Raw genomic sequence first — 19746 nt, forward strand, 5'->3', positions numbered from 1 at the left:
TCCGCGACACATAGAAAAGAGGACTGAATGGCGAGTAACAACGTAGCCCAATTTGCCACCGAACTGAAGATGCCTGCAGATTTGCTGCTGACGCAGCTGCGTTCTGCTGGCGTCGAAAAGAGTTCGACGTCAGATCCATTGTCGAAAGATGATAAGGATAAGTTGCTGGAACATCTGCGCCGTACCCACGGTGCAGCTGCGGACACTGAAAAGAAAAAGATCACGCTGACCCGCAAGGAAACCACCGAGATCAAGCAGGCTGACGCCACGGGCAAATCCCGCACCATCCAGGTCGCGGTCAAGAAAGTACGCACCTTCGTCCAGCGCGACGAGCCGGCGCCTGTCGCCGCCCCTGCCGCGCCGGTGGTGGACGCCGCCGAAGTGGCGCGCCGCGAGGAAGACGCACGCAAGCAGGCCGAGCTGATCGCCCGCCAGGAAGCGGAACTGCGTGAAAAGCAGGAGCGCCTGGCCAAGCTGGAATCGGAGAAGGAAGCCCAGGCCCAGGCCGCCGCTGCCGCCGAAGCCGAAGCGAAGAAAGCGGCCGACGCCGAAGCCAAGAAAGCCGCCGCTGCCGCCAAGGCCGCCGCCGACAAGCCAGCCGCTGCAGCCGCAGCGCCGGTGGTAGTCGACGCCGCCGCCGAAGCGAAGAAGGCCGCCGCCGCTGAAGAAGCGAAGAAAGCCGCCGAGCTGGCCAACAAGGAAGCCGCCGAGCGCGCAGCCGCCACCGAGCGCGCACGCAAGGCCGTGGCCGACGAAGTGGCCCAGATCAAGGCCATGATGAACGCGCCGCGCCGCGCCATCAAAGCCCCTGAACCAACCCCGGCACCGGTCGCCGTCAAGGCCAAGACCGCCGAAGGCACGCTGCACAAGCCTGCCGACAAGAAGCCGGCCACCGACAAGCCGGGCGATAAAAAGCCTGCCGTCGGCGACAAGAAATCCATCAAGTCGGCCAATGTCTCGTCGACCTGGCAGGACGACGCCAAGAAGCGCGGCGCCCCTGGCGGCGGCGCAGGCAAAGGCCGTGGCGGCAACACCGGTTCGACCGGCGGCCGCGACGGCTGGCGCAGCGGTGGCCGCGGCGGCCGCCGTGGCGGTTCGCACGCGGACGACCGCGAGACCAACTTCCAGGCCCCGACCGAAGCCATCGTCAAAGATGTGCACGTGCCGGAAACCATCACCGTGGCCGAACTGGCGCACAAGATGTCCGTCAAGGCATCCGAGGTTATAAAACAGCTGATGAAGCTGGGCCAGATGTGCACCATCAACCAGGTGCTGGACCAGGAAACCGCGATGATCCTGGTGGAAGAGATGGGCCACAAAGCCCACCCTGCCGCCGAGGACGATCCGGAAGCGCTGCTGGCCGACCAGGGTGAGCACGCTCACTTCGAGTCCACCTCGCGCGCACCGGTGGTGACCGTCATGGGTCACGTCGACCACGGCAAGACCTCGCTGCTGGACTACATCCGCCGCGCCAAGGTGGCGTCGGGCGAAGCCGGCGGCATCACGCAGCACATCGGCGCATACCACGTCGAAACGCCGCGCGGCATCATCACCTTCCTGGACACCCCGGGCCACGAAGCCTTTACGGCCATGCGTGCCCGTGGCGCCAAGGCCACCGACATCGTCATCCTGGTGGTGGCGGCGGACGACGGCGTGATGCCGCAAACGAAGGAAGCGATCGCCCACGCGAAAGCTGCAGGCGTACCGCTGGTGGTGGCGATCAACAAGATCGACAAACCGGGCGGCAACCTGGAGCGCGTGACGCAGGAACTGATCTCCGAACAAGTGGTGCCGGAAGAATACGGCGGCGACTCGCCGTTCGTGCCGGTGTCGGCCAAAACCGGCCAGGGCATCGACGACCTGCTCGAGCAAGTGCTGCTGCAAGCCGAAGTGCTGGAACTGAAGGCACCGGTCGACGCGCCAGCGCGCGGCCTGGTGGTGGAAGCCCGCCTGGACAAGGGTAAGGGTCCTGTGGCCACCATCCTGGTGCAGTCCGGTACGCTGAAGCGCGGCGACGTCGTGCTGGCGGGTTCCTCGTATGGCCGCGTGCGCGCCATGCTGGACGAGAACGGCAAGGCAGTGGCCGAAGCCGGTCCATCGATCCCGGTCGAAATCCAGGGCCTGACCGAAGTGCCGGCCGCCGGTGAAGAAGTCATGGTCATGGCCGACGAACGCAAGGCCCGCGAGATCGGCCTGTTCCGTCAAGGTAAGTTCCGCGACGTGAAACTGGCCAAGCAGCAGGCCGCCAAGCTGGAAAACATGTTCGAACAGATGGCCGAAGGCGAAGTGAAGAACCTGCCGCTGATCGTCAAGACCGACGTGCAGGGTTCGCAAGAGGCGCTGGTATCCTCGCTGCAGAAGCTGTCGACCTCCGAAGTGCGCGTACAGGTTGTACACGCTGCGGTGGGCGGCATCACGGAATCGGACGTCAACCTGGCTGTGGCCTCGAAAGCGGTCATCATCGGCTTCAACGCCCGTGCCGATGCACAGGCGCGCAAGCTGGCCGAGTCGAACGGCGTGGACATCCGCTACTACAACATCATCTACGACGCGATCGAAGAGGTGAAGGCAGCCCTGTCCGGCATGCTGGCGCCAGAGCGCCGCGAGCAGGTTACCGGCCAGGTCGAAGTACGCCAGGTCATCCTGGTCTCCAAGGTCGGCGCGATTGCCGGCTGCCTGGTTACCGACGGTGTGGTCAAGCGTGTTTCCTCGGTTCGTCTGCTGCGCAACAACATCGTGGTGTGGACCGGCGAGATCGATTCGCTCAAGCGCTTCAAGGACGATGCGAAAGAAGTACGCGCCGGTCTGGAATGCGGCTTGTCGCTGAAGAACTACAACGACATCCAGGTTGGCGACACCCTGGAAGTGTTCGAAGTGCAGGAAATCGCCCGTACGCTGTAATAGCGGTCGGCGCACTGGCGGGTCAGTGGAACCGGGGCGAGCCCCCGGTTTCATTGGCCCGCCAATTTTTTTAGGTAAGACATCATGGCAAAACATAGCAAAACCATCCCCGCGCGCGGCCTGCGCGTGGCCGACCAGATCCAGAAGGACCTGTCGGTACTGATCGCCTACGAACTGAAGGACCCGCGCGTGGGCATGATCACGCTGTCCGAAGTCCAGCTCACGCCGGACTACGCGCACGCCAAGATCTATTTCACCATGCTGAAGGACGATCCGGAAACCGTGAAGAACACGCTGGCCGGCCTGAACGCGGCCTCCGGCTACCTGCGCAATATGCTGGGCAAGCGCCTGCACATCCACACGCTGCCGGCGCTGCACTTCCACCACGACATGTCCGCCTCGCGCGGCATGGAGCTGTCCGCGCTGATCGACCAGGCCAACGCCACCCGCGCGCTCGATGACGACGGCGACGCCGGCGGCGACAAGGGCAACGGCGAAGCCTGATGAACCAGCCGAAAGTCAAACGCGTCCGCGACCTCGTGGACGGCGTGCTGCTGCTCGACAAGCCGGTCGGCCTGTCCTCCAACGACGCGCTGATCAAGGCCAAGCGCATGCTGAACGCGAAGAAGGCGGGCCACACCGGCACGCTGGACCCGTTCGCCACCGGCCTGTTGCCGCTGTGCTTCGGCGAAGCCACCAAGTTCTCGCAGGACTTGCTGGAAGCCGACAAGACCTACCTGACCACGGTGCACCTGGGCCAGCGTACCGACACCGGCGACACCGAAGGCCAGGTCATCGAAACGCACGCGGTGAACGTCACGCGCGAGCAGATCGAGGCCGTGCTGCAACGCTTCCGCGGCCCCATCGAGCAAGTGCCGCCGATGTACTCGGCCCTCAAGCGCGACGGCAAGCCGCTGTATGAATACGCCCGCGCCGGCGTGACCCTGGAGCGCGAGGCGCGCCCGGTCACCATCCACAGGCTGGAATTTGTCAGCTACGAGGCGCCGTTCCTGAAGCTGGAAGTCAAGTGCAGCAAGGGCACTTACATCCGGGTGCTGGGCGAAGACATCGGCGCCGCGCTGGGCTGCGGCGCGCATTTGAACGCGTTGCGCCGCATCCAGGTCGGCGACCTGGTGATGACGGACGTGGTGACCTTGGAACAGGTGGCTGCCCACCCGGCCCCGCTGGAACTGCTGGCGCCGGTGGACGCGCTGCTGTCGTCCTTTCCGGCGGTGCAGCTGACCGAGGAACTGGCCAGGCGCTTCCTGAACGGGCAACGCCTGCCGCTGGGCAAGGAGCCTGCCGTCACGCCGCCCATGCTGGCGCAGGTGCCGGGCCGCGTGCGCGTCTACCTGGGCGAGAAGCTGCTCGGCACCGCCCAGCTGGGCGAGTACGATATCCTGGCGCCGGAACGCCTGATCGCGGTCGGCGCCTGACCCTGCCAATCATCCGCTGGCCAGTGTCGGTTTTCCTTACATAATTGTGGAAGAAAACCGAGACCGCCTGATGTTGTCTGTATGGCACATTTTCTGCTTTCGTCTGGGAACCCTCAATCATAAGGATTTCCCGATGAAAACAGTTTTCGCCAAACTGGCCTGCGCACTGCTGCTGGCCGCGCACGCTTGCGCCGGCACCGCCCATGCCGCCGTGATCGGCGCCGGCGGCTTCAGCGCTCCCACCCTGATTAATTTCAATGACGCGACAGCCGGCCAGATCGGTTCCCAGTATGCTGCGCTGGGCGCCACTTTTCTCAATTTCAACCTGGATGTCTACCAGACCTCGCCGGCGCCCGCCAGCAAGGTGGCGCTGAAATTCGACGGCAACAATCCCGCCCTGAACGGCGAAGTGCTGTTCAATTCCGTCATCACCCGCCTCGGCTTCGACGCCACCACCAACCCGGAGGATGACACCACCGTGTTCGCCTACCTGGGCAACACCCTGGTGGGGAGCGCCTTCTTTGACACTGTCGGCGACGGCGCGGGCGGCAGTTTCATCGGCATTGAATTCCTGTCCGGTTTCGACCGCGTGGTGATCCACACCGACCCGGTGGTCAACGGGGCCATCGCGATCGATAACCTGCGCTTTGAAAACGCGGCGGCGGCAGTGCCGGAACCGGGCACGGCGGCGCTGATGGGCATCAGCCTGCTCGCGCTGGCCGCAGCGCGCCGGCGGCGCCGGGAAGGGCGGCCAGGGGGCGCTATGGCGCCGCACCTGGGCGCCGCGCCACAGCGGGACGGGGCGGTCGCGTAAAGTTTTTATTGCGGTGCAGTACGTGCTATACTAGTGGGTTCCAGTGGCCGCTATTTCGGTTTGCGCCACTCCCGTGCCCCTCGTACGCGCCGTATGCGCCTTGTACGCCCTGTACGCACCCGCAGTTTTTCTGTACTTATAACGACTATGTCTAATACTAAACGCGCAATTCGCAATATCGCCATCATCGCCCACGTTGACCACGGCAAAACCACCCTCGTGGACCAGCTGCTGAAGCAGTCCGGCACCTTCCGTGAAAACCAGGCCGTCGACACCCGCGTGATGGACTCGAACGACCTCGAAAAAGAGCGCGGCATTACGATTCTGTCGAAAAACTGCGCCGTCGAATACGAAGGCACCCACATCAACATCGTCGACACCCCAGGCCACGCCGACTTCGGCGGCGAAGTGGAGCGCGTGCTGTCGATGGTTGATTCGGTTCTGCTGCTGATCGATGCGCAGGAAGGCCCGATGCCACAGACCCGCTTCGTGACCCGCAAGGCGCTGGCCCTGGGCCTGAAGCCTATCGTCGTGGTCAACAAGATCGACCGTCCGGGCGCGCGCGCCGACTGGGCCATCAACCAGACCTTCGAACTGTTCGACAAGCTGGGCGCCACCGACGAGCAGCTGGACTTCCCTATCGTGTACGCATCGGGCCTGAACGGCTATGCCGGCCTGACCGAAGACGTGCGCGGCGGCGACATGAAGCCGCTGTTCGACGCCATTTTGAAGTTCGTCCCGGTGCGCGACGACAATCCGGACGGCCCGCTGCAGATGCAAATCACCTCGCTGGACTATTCGTCCTACGTGGGCAAGATCGGCATCGGCCGCGTGTCCCGTGGCCGCGTCAAAGCCGGCCAGGACGTCGTGTTCATGAACGGTCCAGGCACCACCCCGCAAAAAGGCCGCATCAACCAGGTGCTGAACTTCAAGGGCCTGGAGCGCGTGCTGGTTGACGAAGCCGTCGCCGGCGACATCATCCTGATCAACGGTATCGAAGAAATCGGCATCGGCTCGACCGTGTGCGCACCGGACACCCCGGAAGCGCTGCCGATGCTGACCGTCGACGAACCTACCCTGACCATGAACTTCATGGTCAACAACTCGCCGCTGGCCGGCCGCGAAGGCAAGTTCGTTACTTCGCGCCAGCTGCGCGACCGCCTGGACAAGGAACTGAAAGCCAACGTGGCGCTGCGCGTCGCCCCGACCGACGACGACACCACCTTCGAAGTATCGGGCCGCGGCGAACTGCACCTGACCATCCTGATCGAAAACATGCGCCGCGAAGGTTTCGAGCTGGCCGTGTCCCGTCCACGCGTGGTGTTCAAGATGGTCGATGGCGTGCGCCACGAGCCGTTTGAGCAGCTGAGTGTCGACGTGGAAGAAGTCAACCAGGGCGGCGTGATGGAAGAGCTGGGCCGCCGCCGCGGCGACCTGCAGAACATGGAATCGGACGGCAAAGGCCGCGTGCGCCTGGAGTACCGCATCCCTGCGCGTGGCCTGATCGGCTTCCAGGGCGAATTCATGACCCTGACCCGCGGCACCGGCCTGATGAGCCACGTGTTCGACGCTTACGGTCCGGTCGACAACACCAAGGGTGAACTGGGCGGCCGCCGCAACGGCGTGCTGATCTCGCAGGACGACGGCGCCGCCGTGGCCTACGCCATCTGGAAACTGCAGGATCGCGGCCGCATGTTCGTGGTCCACAACGACCCGGTGTACGAGGGCATGATCATCGGTATCCACTCGCGTGACAACGACCTGGTGGTCAACCCGATCAAGGGCAAGCAGCTGACCAACGTGCGTTCGTCGGGTACCGACGAAGCGGTGCGCCTGGTGCCGCCTATCCAGATGTCGCTGGAATACGCAGTCGAATTCATCGACGACGACGAACTGGTGGAGATCACCCCGAAATCGATCCGCCTGCGCAAGCGCTTCCTGAAAGAGCACGAGCGTAAAAAAGCTTCCCGCGAAGCGTAATCGCCTCGCTGCCATGAAAACCGCCGCACCCGCAAGGGGCGGCGGTTTTTTTTGTCTGTCCGCGTCGTTTTGCAGCGCACCATAGCGTGCTAAACTAATTGTCACTTTTCCATTGCTGCTATACTGAATGCCAGTCCGGAAGCTCAATTGTGCAGCGCACACAGCAAAAGGGGATTCAGCGTGAACGACAGAACCAATGTATTCCAGCCGGCCTGGCCCGGTACGCCCTTCGACATCGCCAGGCAGGCCGGCGAGTACTGGATCGACGCCTGGCAGCGCTCGGTGCTGTTCATGGATGTGCTGCGCCAGCGCGGCGACGACCATGCGGAAAGCGTGGCGCAGGCCGCGCCCCATGTACTGAACTTTGAATTCGACGTGGTGCTGGACGGCCGCGACCTGGAACGCCCGGTCAACTACGGCCTGCTGAAGATCCGCCCGCCCGAGGGCGTGGCAGTGGACGCGAGCCGCCGGCCCTTCATCGTGTTCGACCCGCGCGCCGGGCACGGCCCCGGCATCGGCGGCATGAAGCACGACAGCGAAATCGGCGTGGTGCTGCGCGCCGGCCATCCCTGCTACTTCGTCGGCTTCCTGCCGCAGCCGGTGCACGGCCAGACCATCGAGGATGTATGCCGCGCCGAGGCGCGCTTCATCGCCAGGGTGGCCGAGCTGCATCCGGATGCGGACGGCAAGCCGGCCCTGATCGGCAATTGCCAGGCCGGCTGGCAAATCATGATGACCGCCGCGCTGAATCCGGACCTGCCCGGGCCGCTGGTGCTGGCCGGGGCGCCGCTGTCCTACTGGAACGGCGTGCACGGCAAGAACCCCTTGCGCTACCTGGGCGGCCTGCTCGGCGGCACCTGGCTGACCGCGTTTTCCGGGGACCTGGGCAACGGCGTGTTTGACGGCGCCCACCTGGTCAGCAACTTCGAGAGCATGAACCCGGCCAACACCTGGTGGAAGAAGGAGTACAAGGTGTACGCGCAGGTGGACAGCGAGGCGCAGCGCTTCCTGGAATTTGAAAAGTGGTGGGGCAACCCGGTGCTGCTGAACGCGCCCGAGATGCAGTACATCGCCGACAACCTGTTCGTCGGCAACCGCCTCAGTTCCGGCTCGATCCACGACTCCACCGGCCGCCGCATCGACCTGCGCAACGTGAAGTCGCCCATCGTGGTGTTCTGTTCCTGGGGCGACGACATCACGCCGCCCCACCAGGCGCTGGGCTGGGTGCTGGACATGTATCAGGACGACGAGGCGCTGGCCATGAGCGGCCAGACCATCATCTACGCCATGCACGAAACCATCGGCCACCTCGGCATCTTCGTCTCGGCCACGGTGGCCAACAAGGAGCACGAGGAATTCACCTCCGCCATGGACTTGATCGACGTGCTGCCGCCCGGCCTGTACGAAGCGGTGTTCCTGGAAAAGACGCCGGAGACGCTGAACGCGGCGCTGGCTACCGGTAATTACGTGATGCGCTTCGAGCGCCGCTTCCTGGACGACCTGCGCGCGCTGGGCGGCAACGACGCCGAGGACGAGCGCCGCTTCGCCGCCGTGGCGCGCGTGTCGGACGTAAACGTGGGCCTGTACCGCACCTTCGTCAGCCCGCTGCTGCGTTCGGCCATGAACGACCAGAGTGCCGAGGCGCTGCGCCAGCTGCATCCTTACCGGCTGCGCTACCGCGTCTACTCCAGCAAGAATCCGCTGCTGCACGGCATAGACAAGCTGGCCGAGCGGGTCCGCGCCCAGCGCCGCCCGGCGGCGCCGGACAACATCTTCATCGCCCTGCAGGAAGCCTTTTCGCGCCAGATCGTGGCGCTGCTGGACCAGTACCGCGACGTGCGCGACGCCGCCGTCGAGCGCTATTTCATGAACCTGTACGGCTCGCCGGTGCTGCAGGCGCTGGTCGGCCTGCGCGCGGACGACCAGCGCGTGCGCCAGCTGGGGCGCGACATCGCCCGCGAGACCGTGGCCGCGTCGGCGCGCGCCAAGCTGGTGGAGCAGGCCGCCGTCGGCGGCACGGTGGAAGCCATCGTGCGCGCGCTGCTGTACGTGTTCCGCGCGCCCGAGCTGCGCGCGGCGGATGAGCGGGCCTATGCCACGCTGCGCGAATTGCGCGCCCACTCGCGCGCCGGCCAGCTGATGACGCTGACCCATTTCAAGGAACTGGTGCAGCAGCAGGCGCAGATCCTGTCGTGGGACGAGGCGGCCGGTTTCGCCGCGCTGCCGGCCTTGCTTCCCCCCGAGCCGGAAGAGCGCGCGCGCGCGCTGGACGTGGTGCGCCAGGTGGCCGGCGCGGCCGGTGCGCTGAGCGGCGAGGCGGCCGAGCGCATGGAGCGCGTGGCATCGGTATTCAACAGCCACGCCGGCGCGGCGCTGAACCTGGCCGCTGCTGTCGCCGTCGACCCGCCTTCGGCCAAGCCCCCGGCCAAGCTGACGCACAAGGAGCAGGCATGAGCGCTGCGGCGGCCGCTGGCCGCGCACACGCCCATTACGACCGTTTGATTGCCGCCGCGCAGGCGGTGGACGCGCCGGTGGTGGCGGTGGCGCACCCCTGCGACCGCAACGCGCTGGAGTCTGCGCTGGACGCGGCGCGGCTGGGCCTGATGACGCCCGTCCTGGTCGGCCCGGAAGCGCGCATCCGCGCCGCCGCCGCCGAAGCGGACCTGGACATCTCCAGCCTGGCCATCGTGGCCACCGAGCACAGCCACGCCTCCGCGCAGCGCGCCGTGCAGCTGGTGCGCGAAGGCCACGCGGCCGCCCTGATGAAGGGCAGCCTGCACACCGATGAACTGATGGGCGCGGTGGTGCAGGCCGAAGGCGGGCTGCGCACCGCGCGCCGCCTCAGCCACTGTTTCATCATGGACGTGCCGGGCTTTCCCGAACCGCTGATCGTCACCGACGCCGCCGTCAATATCGCGCCCACGCTGGCCGACAAGGTGGACATCGCGCAAAACGCCATCGACCTGGCGCACATCCTGGCGTTCGACGAGGTGCGCGTGGCCATCCTGTCGGCGGTGGAAACGGTCAATCCGAAAATCCCGTCCACCATCGAAGCGGCGGCGCTGTGCAAGATGGCGGACCGGGGCCAGATCACCGGCGCGTTGCTGGACGGCCCGCTGGCGCTGGACAATGCGGTCAGCCTGGCCGCGGCGCAGGTCAAGCAGCTGCACTCGCCGGTGGCGGGCCGCGCCAACGTGCTGCTGGTGCCGGACCTGGAAACCGGCAACGTGCTGGCCAAGAGCCTGACCTTCATGGCCGGTGCGGATGCGGCCGGCATCGTGCTGGGCGCGCGGGTGCCGGTGATCCTGACCAGCCGCGCGGACTCGGTGCAGGCGCGCCTGGCTTCGTGCGCGGTGGCCGCGCTGATCGCGCACAGCAAGCTGGCCGGCGCCAAGCTGCTGGGGAGCTAGCCGATGGCGGCCATGCGCGCGGACGATGCGGTCATCGTCATCAACGCCGGGTCGTCCAGCATCAAGTTCTCGATGTATGCGGGCGGGGACTTGCAGCTGCGGGCCAAGGGCAAGATAGAAAACCTGTACGCGGGCCAGACCCGCTTTACGGCGCAGGACGGGGCAGGGCGGCCGTCCGCCGAGCATGTATGGCCCGGCGCGCCGCTGGCGCATGACGAAGCCATGCGCTATCTGGTGGGCTACGCGCAGGGCCACCTGCAAGGGCACCGCGTGGTGGCGATAGGCCACCGCATCGTTCACGGCGGCACAGGTTTCAGCGGTCCGGTGAAGCTGGACGCGGACGTGCTGGCGCAGTTGGACAAGCTGGTGCCGCTGGCGCCGCTGCACCAGCCGCACAACCTGGCGCCGGTGCGCAGCATCCTGGCGCTGGCGCCGCAGGTGCTGCAGGTGGGCTGCTTCGACACCGCCTTTCACAGCACCCAGCCGCCGCTGGCGCAAGCATTCGCGCTGCCGCCGGAAATCACCGGGCGCGGGGTGCGGCGCTACGGTTTCCACGGGCTGTCCTACGAATACATCGCCAGCGTGCTGCCTGCGCTGGACCAGGCGCCTGCGGCACGGGCCGCGCCGGCCGAGCCGCAGGCGGGCGCGCTGCCGGTGCTGCTGGGCGGCGCGCCGTCCGCCGCCGCGCGCCTGGCCGCGCAGCTGGCCGGCGGGCGCGTGGTGGCGGCGCACCTGGGCAACGGCGCCAGCATGTGCGCCCTGCGCGCCGGGCGCAGCGTGGCCAGCACCATGGGCTTCACCGCCATCGACGGCCTGCCCATGGGCACGCGCTGCGGCAGCGTCGACCCGGGCGTGGTGCTGTACCTGATGGAGGAACTGAAAATGGGGCAGAGCGATATCCAGCGCCTGTTGTACCAGCAGTCCGGCCTGCTCGGGGTGTCCGGCATTTCGTCGGACATGCGCACGCTGGAGCAGAGCGGCGACCCGCGCGCCAGGCTGGCCATCGACCTGATGGTGTACCGCATCGGCCGCGAACTCGGTTCGCTGGCGGCCGCGCTTGGCGGGCTGGACGGCATCGTGTTTTCCGGCGGCATAGGCGAGAACAGCGTCGCGCTGCGCAGCGCCGTTTGCCGCGACGCCGCCTGGCTCGGCGTGCAGCTGGACCCGGCCGCGAACGAAGCCGGCGCCGGTCCGCACGCCACTGCCGCCGGCGCCTTCCGCATCAGCGCGGCGGGCAGTGCGGTGCCGGTCTGGGTGGTCCCCGCCAACGAAGAATTGATGATCGCGCGCCACGCGCAATCCCTGCTGGAGGCCTAGCATGAGTGTCGATACCGTTTATCCCATCCTGGCCGGACGCCGCGCCCTGGTGGTCGGCGTGGCCAACGAGCATTCCATCGCCTACGGCTGCGCCAAGGTGTTCCGCGAACTGGGCGCGGAGCTCGCGCTGACCTATCTGAACAACAAGGCCAAGCCCTACGTCGACCCGATCGCCGAGGAACTGGATGCGGCGTTGCTGCTGCCGCTGGACGTGGCGCAGCCCGGCCAGCTGGAGGCCGTGTTCGCCGCCATCGCCGAGCGCTGGGGCAGCCTGGACATCCTGGTGCACTCCATCGCCTACGCCCCCAAGGCCGACCTGCAGGGCGGCCTGCTGGACTGTTCGCTGGACGGTTTCCTGCAGGCGATGGACGTGTCCTGCCATTCCTTCGTGCGCATGGCCAGGCTGGCCGCGCCGCTGATGAGCGAAGGCGGCGCCATGTTTGCCATGAGCTACCACGGCGCCGACAAGGTGGTCCCGAACTACAACGTGATGGGGCCGGTGAAGGCGGCGCTGGAAGCATCCTGCCGCTACCTTGCGCACGAACTGGGGCCGCAAGGCATCCGCGTGCATGCCGTCTCGCCCGGCCCGCTGCAAACCCGCGCCGCGTCCGGGCTGAAGGACTTCGACCTGCTGCTGAGCGACGCGGTGGCGCGCGCCCCGATCGGTGAACTGGTGGACATCTTCGACGTCGGCAACACCTGCGCCTACCTGGCCTCGCCGTACGCCAAGCGCCTGACCGGCAGCACCGTCTACGTGGACGGCGGCCTGAACATCATCGCCTGAGGAGGGCGCATGCAAATCATCCTGACCGGCTTGCACGGCGATGCAAGCGAACAAAGCGTGGAGCTGGGCCTGGCCCGGTTTTTCGAGGTGCGCAGCGTGCGCCTGGTGCGGGACGGCGAGCCCGACAGTCCGTGGGCGGTGGTGGCGGTGGCCGACCATTACGGCAAGGTATGGGATACCTGCAACCGCCTGCGCGGCATTTTCCACCGTGGCAGGCGCCTGGGGTTCTATATCCCGCTGCACCAGGACCTGGGCCCGGAAGACTTGCTGCCGCACGAGCAGCTGCATCTGGACTGAAGGGGGGCGCGGCCGGCGCCGGCCGCGCCCGGTTCAATGCTGGCGCCAGGCCTTAGGCCTTACCGCCGCGCTGCCTGCGGCGCGCGATGAAGCCCAGCAGGCCCATGCCGCCCAGCAGCATGCCGTAGGTGGACGGCTCCGGCACGGCCGTGATGCTGACGTTGTCGATGGCCACGTCGAAGTTGGTGTAGCCGTAGGCGTAGCCGGGTTTCAGCGTGGTGAAGACGATCTCGTCCACGCTGGACAGCACACTGGCAAAGCTGCGCCCGCCCGGCAGCGTGGGCGCGCCGCTGCCGTCCTCCGCGCCGTAGCCGCCCCAGCCGGAAGGCAGCAGTGACGAGGACGTGTCGGCGATGGTCACCGAGAAATGCTTCCAGTCGCTATTGCTGGCGTCCAGCGTGCCCAGGTCGAACCACACGCTGGTGTAGGGCAGGTTGGCCGGCTTGTTGTCGTAGTCGCGCAGCTCCACCACCAGGCTGCGCGTCACTTCCTGCCCGAAGTACTGGATCGACATGGCCGACACATCCAGCCCCAGGGTGACGCTGCGCGACTTGGTGTAGTCGCCCAGGAAGGCCCCGTTGGTGCTGTTGCGCCAGTCGATGCCGAAGTTCTCCATGGTGGTGCGGTAGGCGGGCGCGCCGTTGCCCAGGCCGGTGTCGATGCCCGAGCCGCCGTTGCCGTCGGCCGGCTGCATGCCGAACCAGCCCTCGTCGCCTTTGGAAAAATCCACCGTGGCGCTGGCCGGCGCCGCGCTGGCAGTCGCCGCCGTTGCGCTTGCCATGGCCAGCAGTACTGCGAGCAGTGCTTTCTTCTGTGTCATAACCATTCCTTTGTTAGTTGATGATAAGACTGACAGTTACACCCGGCCGGGGTTGCCGAAGCATCAAACTTAAGAAATGCTTAACCGGGTGTGAGCCGACTTTAGGGAGGGCGGATGAGCGTGTCAAAGCCTGCACGAGTAACAATTGTAAGGAATTTGTAACCAAGTTTCTGCCAGATCAGGGCATCTTCCTGCTGGAAACTTGTAACACATGGTGGCCGGAATCGGCCGAAATGTGAAATCCGCTATGAGGCGGGCGCCGCAGGGCCGTGAAAATTTGACCGCCCGGCAAGTTGCGGCGCAGTGACTTGCATGCATCAGATTTTTTGTAACCGTGCACAGCCGATGTTTTATTTGTGAGACAAATTGCCGCCGGGCGCGGCCCTTGCTTCCGCTGTATAATGACGGCCCCCTCCCGATTCCCCGACAGTTGCCGACATGACCACCATCACCGCTCCGACCGCCGACACCACCGCCGCCCGCAAGTTGCCGAGCCGCCGCCTGTCCGTCGCGCCGATGATGGACTGGACCGACCGCCACTGCCGCGTGTTCCACCGCGAAATCACGAAGCACACTTGGCTGTACACGGAAATGGTGACCACCGGCGCGCTGGTGTACGGCGACGTGGAGCGCCACCTGCGCTTCAACGAGGAAGAGCATCCGGTCGCCCTGCAGCTGGGCGGCAGCGATCCGGCCGACCTGGCCACCAGCGCCAGGCTGGGCGAGAAGTGGGGTTACGACGAGATCAACCTGAATTGCGGCTGCCCGTCCGAGCGGGTGCAGAAGGGCGCGTTCGGCGCCTGCCTGATGGCCGAGCCGCAGCTGGTGGCCGACTGCGTCAAGGCCATGCGCGACGCGGTGTCGATCGACGTGACGGTCAAGCACCGCATCGGCATCGACGACAGCGAAAGCTACGAGTTCGTGCGCGACTTCGTCGGCACCGTGGCCGAGGCTGGCTGCAGCACCTTCATCGTGCATGCGCGCAACGCCATCCTGAAGGGCTTGTCGCCCAAGGAAAACCGCGAGATCCCGCCGCTCAAGTACGAATACGCCTACCGCCTGAAGCGCGAATTTCCGCAGTTCGAAATCCTGATCAATGGCGGCATCAAGACCGAGGCCGAGATCGACCAGCACCTGCTGCACGTGGACGGCGTGATGCTGGGCCGCGAGGCCTACCACAATCCCTTCCTGATGGCGTGCTTCGACCAGCGCTACTATGGCGACCCGGCCGCGCCCAAGACCCGCGAGCAGGTGCTGGCGGCCATGGTGCCCTACATCCAGGCCCAGTTGGCGAAAGAGGGCGGCCGCGGCCTCAAGCTCAACAGCATCACACGCCACATGCTGGGCCTGATGCAGGGCTTGCCAGGCGCGCGCCTGTTCCGCCAAACATTATCCGACTCCAAAAAACTCGCCCTCGGCGATGCCAATCTCTTGCTGGAAGCCGCTTCCCGCCTGACTTTGCCGGCCTGATCCCGGACTTTTGCCCAAAGCAAAATCTGCTTTTTGCCTATTTCTCCGCAGAAAGTTAGGTTGCGTAAAATGCAGGCAGTTTCTGCTTGCTTTGAGGCAAAATTTGCACCTATAATTTCAGAATATACACACATAGTCACAGCGTCCATCCGGCCTCCGCAGGACTTCCTGCGCTGAAAAACGGCTGAAAAACCACACATTGTAACGATCCGTAGAGCAATTTTTGCATTCGCAGTCATTGTTTGCTACTGTCATTACTTGCGCAGCGGCAAGAGAAGTTTTACGTGGTTGGGCGTGGCAGCGGGTGCATACCTGGGTTCCTCTTATCAATAGTGTCACTTACAAAGAAGCCGAAATGAATTTAGCAAAAATGAAAGTGGGGACGCGCCTGGGCCTCGGGTTTGCGTTGGTGCTGCTCTTCCTGATCGCCGTGACTGCCGTCGGCATTGTGCGCATGGCCCAGATCCAGGACCGCCTGGACCACGTCGTCAGCTTCAACAATGTGGTGACGCGCCTGGTGATCGACATGCGCAACAACGTCAACGAGCGCGTCAGCTCGCTGCGCACGCTGACCCTGATGAGCGACCCGGCCGACATGGAACCGGAAATGAAGCGCATCAAGGAACTGTCCGACAAGTACGCCGCGCACCAGAAGAAACTGGAAGCCCAGTTCGCGCTGGAAGCGACGGCCGAAGAGAAAACCCTGATGGCCGCCATCAAGGAACACGAAGCGGCCACCATGCCGGCGATTGCCAAGGCTTCCGAGCTGTGGCTGTCGAACCAGGCCGAGGCGGCCACCAAGGTCATGATCAAGGAAATCCGTCCGCCGCAGAAGAAGTGGATGGAATCGCTGGACCAACTCGGTGCGCTGGAAGACAAGCTGAACGCGCAAGTGCAGGTGGACGCGGCCGAAGGCTTCAACAGCGCCCGCAGCTTCATGATCTTCATGGGCGTGCTGGCCGTGGTCATCAGCGTGGGCGCGGCCATCGTTATCACCCGCGGCCTGCTCAAGCAGCTGGGCGGCGAGCCTGACTACACCGCGTCGATCGCCGGCAGCATTGCCAACGGCGACCTGTCGATTTCGATCAACACCAGCTCCACCGACAAGGACAGCCTGCTGGTGGAAATGAAGGAAATGCGCAACAGCCTGGTTGGCATCGTGGGCCAGGTCCGCACCGGCACCGAGACCATCGGCACCGCCTCGCGCGAAATCGCCGCCGGCAATATCGACCTGTCGTCGCGTACCGAAATGCAGGCCTCGTCGCTGGAGAAAACCGCGTCGGCCATGGAAGAGCTGACTTCCACCGTGAAGCAGAACGCCGACAACGCCCGCCAGGCCAACCAGCTGGCAGCCAACGCGTCCGACGTGGCGCGCAAGGGCGGCGAAGTGGTGTCGCAAGTGGTGGACACCATGAGCTCGATCAACGAATCGGCCAACAAGATCGTCGACATCATCGGCGTGATCGATGGCATCGCTTTCCAGACCAACATCCTGGCGCTGAACGCCGCGGTTGAAGCAGCCCGTGCCGGCGAGCAGGGCCGCGGTTTCGCCGTGGTGGCTTCCGAGGTGCGCAACCTGGCCCAGCGTTCGGCCGGCGCCGCGAAAGAAATCAAGACCCTGATCGGCGACTCCGTGGAGAAAGTCGAGCGCGGTTCGAAACTGGTCGGCCAGGCCGGCGTGACGATGGACGAAGTGGTCGATTCGGTGCGCCGCGTGACCGACATCATGGGTGAAATCGCTTCCGCCAGCCAGGAGCAAAGCGCCGGCATCGAGCAGGTCAACCAGTCCATCATCGAGATGGACAGCATGACCCAGCAGAACGCCGCGCTGGTGGAACAGGCCGCTGCCGCCGCGCAGAGCCTGCAGGACCAGGCTGGCGAACTGGCCCGCGTGGTATCGATCTTCAAGCTGTCCGAGCATGAAGAGCGCGTGCAGCACGCCGCCGCGCCGGTGCGTGCCGCCACCCCCGTGGTGGTGGCCAAGCCAGCCGCCCGTGCGCCGCTGAAGAAGGCCGTGGCCGCGCCTGCCGCCCCCAAGCCGAAGAAGATCGCAGCAGCAGCAGCAACTGCCGGCGACGAGTGGGAAGAATTCTAAGCAGGGTAGCCGGCTTTACCCGATGGCCGCGTCTGGAGCGGCCGTTGAACAGTTTTTTAAACTTTGTGGATTAAGAAAAATCATGACCAAGCATTCGATCAGTTTCATCGCCGCCGCTCTGCTGAGCAGCTCCGCCTTCGCCGCTGAAGTGCCAGCCGTGTTCGACGCCAAGAACTGCAAAGCCGAATACCCGAAAGCCTCGCTGCTGAACGAAGAGCAGGGCGCGGTATCGATGGCCTTCCTGGTTTCGCCAGGCGGCGAAGTAGTGGACTCGAAGGTTGAGAAGTCGAGCGGCTACAAAAACCTGGACAAGGCTGCTGTGAAAGCCATCAGCGCCTGCAAATTCAAGCCTGGCACCAAGGATGGCGCTGTGGCACAAACCTGGACCAAAGTCGATTACGTCTGGAAGCTGTAATTCCGGCCACGCCTTGATCCAGAAAATTTAAAAAAGCACTTGGGGAAATCAGATGTCTACTAAACAGCGTTGGTTCAGTGTTATCGCGGCAGTGCTCGTATCGGGCAGCGCCTTTGCAGCCGAAGTTCCGGCTAGCTTCGACGGCAAGAATTGCAAAGCCGAGTACCCGAAAGCGTCCCTGATGAACGAAGAGCAGGGCACCGTGTCGATGTCGTTCCAGGTGTCGGCCGGCGGCGACGTGCTCGACTCCAAGGTCGACAAGTCGAGCGGCTTCAAGAATCTGGACAAGGCGGCCATCAAGGCGCTGAGCGCCTGCAAATTCAAGCCGGGCACCAAGGACGGCAAGCCGGACACCACCTGGACCAAGGTGGACTACGCCTGGAAACTGGATTAAGCGGATTCGTGTTACTGCGCCGGCTTGCCTGAGCCGGCGCGTACTTGGACCGGCGCTTGCGCCGGTTTTTTTTCGCTTGGGCAAAGGCTTGTAACAGGCTGTAAAAGTGCGGCAGGAAATGCGGAATGTTCTTATAGTGGAAGCTTGGAACAGGAGCTCCCATGAAAACCGTTATCGCCCTGGCCGCTGTTGCGGCCCTGACCGGCTGCGCCACGCAGCCGTCTACCGTTTACTATCCGAAGCCGGCCAATCCGTATGAATGGCACACCGTGTCGGTGACACCGGTGCAGCGCGGCACGGCCGGCGACAGTGCGCGGGTGGAATACACGACGGAGCCGGTGGCCCAGCAGCCGCGCGTGGTGTACACCACCGAGCCGGTGTACGCGACGGCGCCGGTGTATGCGCCGCCACCCGTGTATTACGCACCGGCGCCGGCGTATTACTACCCGCCGGTAACGATAGGACTGGATTTTGTGTTCGGTAACTGGGGTCACCGCCATGGCTATCGCGGCCACGGCCGGCGGCGCTAGGCCGCCATCGCCCGGGATTGGGCTGCTGCATGGGTGCTAAGTATGGGCCTTAATGCACGAAGAAGAACGACGCTTCGTGCAGCACATCGGCGGACAGCAGCAGCCAGGTGGAGACACTGGCCAGCCCCATCAGCAGGGTACCGATGGTAAGAGGGCAGATGCGTGACATGGCGGACTCCCGGGTTGGTGTTTTCTATGTCACCATCTTATGCATTAATAATGCATCTCGGCATCAGCGGAGTGTCCATGCCCTTGTAGGACAATGGCTCGTCCTGATTTCCCGCCTTTATAGTCTTATTTCTTCCACTGCACCACGGCGCCCTCGGGCGCGGTGTCGAGCGCGTTCGACAGCGCCAGCCACTGCTGCAGCCGCTCGGGTTGCTTGATGCTGATGCCCATGCCGTCGATAATGCCCACTTGTTCCAGCATGCGCGCGTCGATCTTGGCCTTGGACACGGTGGGGGCCCGCATCACCATGCGGTCGTACGCCTTGCGCGCCTTGTTTTCCCACTTGTGCAAGCTGCTTTCGTCGAAACGGTTGGCTTCGAAGTAGACCGTCAGCGAGCCGTCCGGATTGCCGAAGCCGACGATGCCGGCGCCTTTGCGGATGGTGCTGGTGTTGGCCAGGTCGAAATCGTCGGTGGGCACGAAAACGCCCGCGCGGCCGTCGATGTCGGGATGGCCGACGGGAGTGTCCTTGCTGTAGGTCGAGACAGCGGACAGGGATTTTTCTTCGGACATGGTGAGCCAGGAAAGTGTTACAGGGTAGGCGACTATTGTAGCGTCAAACTAATGCCTTTGGGAAAGTCATCCGATGAGCGCGCGCAAAAAAATACCGCCAACTGGTGGCGGCATCCAAGGCCGGCGGATCCTCTCGGAGTGCGGCGGCGGAATTCCCGGAAGGGAACGTTATTCGGTGCTTAGTATTGGGTCAGATTGCGTAAAAGGTAAGCTAAGTTTCTTTTTACTATGGACTCAGCATAGCACCGGCTTCGGCGTGGCGGCAGCAAAATCTGCGCGCGCTGCATTTTTTTTGAGCGCCCGTTGTATTTCCGCCGCAGCCGGCGCCGCGCCGCGGCACGC

Annotated in this window: 17 protein-coding genes; 15 read left to right on the forward strand and 2 right to left on the reverse strand. The window is 64.6% G+C overall.

Annotated features, from left to right (window positions below):
- Window positions 1-27 precede the first annotated feature (27 nt).
- The 10 genes from infB to ASD15_RS04690 all read left to right on the forward strand — a co-directional run bounded on the left by infB (window position 28) and on the right by ASD15_RS04690 (window position 12939).
- A complete protein-coding gene (infB, locus tag ASD15_RS04645; RefSeq protein ID WP_057153523.1) occupies window positions 28-2901 on the forward strand; it encodes a translation initiation factor IF-2 in 2874 nt (957 codons plus the stop codon).
- An 84-nt stretch (window positions 2902-2985) separates the two neighbouring features.
- Entirely contained in the window at window positions 2986-3405 is a 420-nt protein-coding gene (gene rbfA, locus ASD15_RS04650; protein WP_057153524.1) for a 30S ribosome-binding factor RbfA, read from the forward strand.
- Window positions 3405-4337 (forward strand): tRNA pseudouridine(55) synthase TruB, encoded by a 933-nt coding sequence (gene truB / locus ASD15_RS04655; protein WP_057153525.1) that lies wholly within the window; start codon window positions 3405-3407, stop codon window positions 4335-4337. The genes rbfA and truB overlap by 1 nt, the downstream gene beginning before the upstream one ends.
- Window positions 4338-4470: 133 nt before the next feature.
- On the forward strand, window positions 4471-5151 hold the full coding sequence (locus ASD15_RS04660; RefSeq protein ID WP_057153526.1) for a PEP-CTERM sorting domain-containing protein: 681 nt from the start codon (window positions 4471-4473) through the stop codon (window positions 5149-5151).
- A gap of 147 nt (window positions 5152-5298) precedes the next feature.
- Window positions 5299-7131: a translational GTPase TypA gene (gene typA / locus ASD15_RS04665; protein WP_057153527.1), complete on the forward strand. Its 1833-nt coding sequence runs from the start codon at window positions 5299-5301 to the stop codon at window positions 7129-7131.
- Between the two features lie 180 nt (window positions 7132-7311).
- Entirely contained in the window at window positions 7312-9585 is a 2274-nt protein-coding gene (locus ASD15_RS04670) for a DUF3141 domain-containing protein (protein ID WP_082551534.1), read from the forward strand.
- Window positions 9582-10541, forward strand: coding sequence for a phosphate acetyltransferase (locus tag ASD15_RS04675; RefSeq protein WP_057153528.1), 960 nt, complete (start codon window positions 9582-9584; stop codon window positions 10539-10541). Before ASD15_RS04670 ends, ASD15_RS04675 begins: the two co-directional genes overlap by 4 nt.
- A 12-nt stretch (window positions 10542-10553) precedes the next feature.
- Window positions 10554-11858: an acetate/propionate family kinase gene (locus ASD15_RS04680; RefSeq protein WP_057153730.1), complete on the forward strand. Its 1305-nt coding sequence runs from the start codon at window positions 10554-10556 to the stop codon at window positions 11856-11858.
- 1 nt (window position 11859) lies between these two features.
- Window positions 11860-12642 (forward strand): enoyl-ACP reductase FabI, encoded by a 783-nt coding sequence (gene fabI, locus ASD15_RS04685; RefSeq protein ID WP_057153529.1) that lies wholly within the window; start codon window positions 11860-11862, stop codon window positions 12640-12642.
- A 9-nt stretch (window positions 12643-12651) separates the two neighbouring features.
- Window positions 12652-12939, forward strand: coding sequence for a hypothetical protein (locus tag ASD15_RS04690; protein ID WP_057153530.1), 288 nt, complete (start codon window positions 12652-12654; stop codon window positions 12937-12939).
- 52 nt (window positions 12940-12991) lie between these two features.
- Here ASD15_RS04690 and ASD15_RS04695 read toward each other — a convergent pair whose 3' ends face one another.
- Window positions 12992-13759: an FxDxF family PEP-CTERM protein gene (locus ASD15_RS04695; RefSeq protein ID WP_057153531.1), complete on the reverse strand. Its 768-nt coding sequence runs from the start codon at window positions 13757-13759 to the stop codon at window positions 12992-12994.
- 438 nt (window positions 13760-14197) lie between these two features.
- Between ASD15_RS04695 and dusA the strand changes: the two genes are divergently transcribed.
- The 5 genes from dusA (at window position 14198) to ASD15_RS04720 (ending at window position 18663) form a co-directional block, all read left to right on the forward strand.
- Complete coding sequence (gene dusA, locus ASD15_RS04700) at window positions 14198-15229, forward strand: tRNA dihydrouridine(20/20a) synthase DusA (protein ID WP_057153532.1); 1032 nt, start codon at window positions 14198-14200, stop codon at window positions 15227-15229.
- A gap of 355 nt (window positions 15230-15584) precedes the next feature.
- Window positions 15585-17324: a methyl-accepting chemotaxis protein gene (locus tag ASD15_RS04705; RefSeq protein WP_229418055.1), complete on the forward strand. Its 1740-nt coding sequence runs from the start codon at window positions 15585-15587 to the stop codon at window positions 17322-17324.
- A gap of 82 nt (window positions 17325-17406) precedes the next feature.
- The gene (locus tag ASD15_RS04710) at window positions 17407-17739 is read left to right on the forward strand and encodes an energy transducer TonB (protein ID WP_057153534.1); all 333 of its coding nucleotides are present in this window, start codon (window positions 17407-17409) and stop codon (window positions 17737-17739) included.
- A 52-nt stretch (window positions 17740-17791) separates the two neighbouring features.
- Window positions 17792-18133: an energy transducer TonB gene (locus ASD15_RS04715; protein ID WP_057153535.1), complete on the forward strand. Its 342-nt coding sequence runs from the start codon at window positions 17792-17794 to the stop codon at window positions 18131-18133.
- A gap of 161 nt (window positions 18134-18294) precedes the next feature.
- On the forward strand, window positions 18295-18663 hold the full coding sequence (locus tag ASD15_RS04720) for a hypothetical protein (protein WP_057153536.1): 369 nt from the start codon (window positions 18295-18297) through the stop codon (window positions 18661-18663).
- Window positions 18664-18957: 294 nt separating this feature from the next.
- Here the strand turns inward: ASD15_RS04720 and ASD15_RS04725 are convergent, their stop codons facing one another.
- A complete protein-coding gene (locus ASD15_RS04725; RefSeq protein ID WP_057153537.1) occupies window positions 18958-19404 on the reverse strand; it encodes a hypothetical protein in 447 nt (148 codons plus the stop codon).
- Window positions 19405-19746 lie beyond the last annotated feature (342 nt).

Origin of the sequence: Massilia sp. Root351, assembly GCF_001425045.1 — a bacterium.
GTDB lineage: Bacteria > Pseudomonadota > Gammaproteobacteria > Burkholderiales > Burkholderiaceae_D > Rugamonas.

Bases quoted from the DNA above. Each gene is read 5' to 3' on its own strand.
- ASD15_RS04690 (WP_057153530.1), top strand. From the start codon at position 12,652: ATGCAAATCATCCTGACCGGCTTGCACGGCGATGCAAGCGAACAAAGC.
- ASD15_RS04720 (WP_057153536.1), top strand. From the start codon at position 18,295: ATGAAAACCGTTATCGCCCTGGCCGCTGTTGCGGCCCTGACCGGCTGC.
- ASD15_RS04715 (WP_057153535.1), top strand. From the start codon at position 17,792: ATGTCTACTAAACAGCGTTGGTTCAGTGTTATCGCGGCAGTGCTCGTA.
- ASD15_RS04675 (WP_057153528.1), top strand. From the start codon at position 9,582: ATGAGCGCTGCGGCGGCCGCTGGCCGCGCACACGCCCATTACGACCGT.
- ASD15_RS04725 (WP_057153537.1), bottom strand. From the start codon at position 19,404: ATGTCCGAAGAAAAATCCCTGTCCGCTGTCTCGACCTACAGCAAGGAC.
- typA (WP_057153527.1), top strand. From the start codon at position 5,299: ATGTCTAATACTAAACGCGCAATTCGCAATATCGCCATCATCGCCCAC.
- infB (WP_057153523.1), top strand. From the start codon at position 28: ATGGCGAGTAACAACGTAGCCCAATTTGCCACCGAACTGAAGATGCCT.
- ASD15_RS04695 (WP_057153531.1), bottom strand. From the start codon at position 13,759: ATGACACAGAAGAAAGCACTGCTCGCAGTACTGCTGGCCATGGCAAGC.
- ASD15_RS04705 (WP_229418055.1), top strand. From the start codon at position 15,585: ATGAATTTAGCAAAAATGAAAGTGGGGACGCGCCTGGGCCTCGGGTTT.
- dusA (WP_057153532.1), top strand. From the start codon at position 14,198: ATGACCACCATCACCGCTCCGACCGCCGACACCACCGCCGCCCGCAAG.
- ASD15_RS04660 (WP_057153526.1), top strand. From the start codon at position 4,471: ATGAAAACAGTTTTCGCCAAACTGGCCTGCGCACTGCTGCTGGCCGCG.
- fabI (WP_057153529.1), top strand. From the start codon at position 11,860: ATGAGTGTCGATACCGTTTATCCCATCCTGGCCGGACGCCGCGCCCTG.
- ASD15_RS04710 (WP_057153534.1), top strand. From the start codon at position 17,407: ATGACCAAGCATTCGATCAGTTTCATCGCCGCCGCTCTGCTGAGCAGC.
- truB (WP_057153525.1), top strand. From the start codon at position 3,405: ATGAACCAGCCGAAAGTCAAACGCGTCCGCGACCTCGTGGACGGCGTG.
- ASD15_RS04680 (WP_057153730.1), top strand. From the start codon at position 10,554: ATGCGCGCGGACGATGCGGTCATCGTCATCAACGCCGGGTCGTCCAGC.
- rbfA (WP_057153524.1), top strand. From the start codon at position 2,986: ATGGCAAAACATAGCAAAACCATCCCCGCGCGCGGCCTGCGCGTGGCC.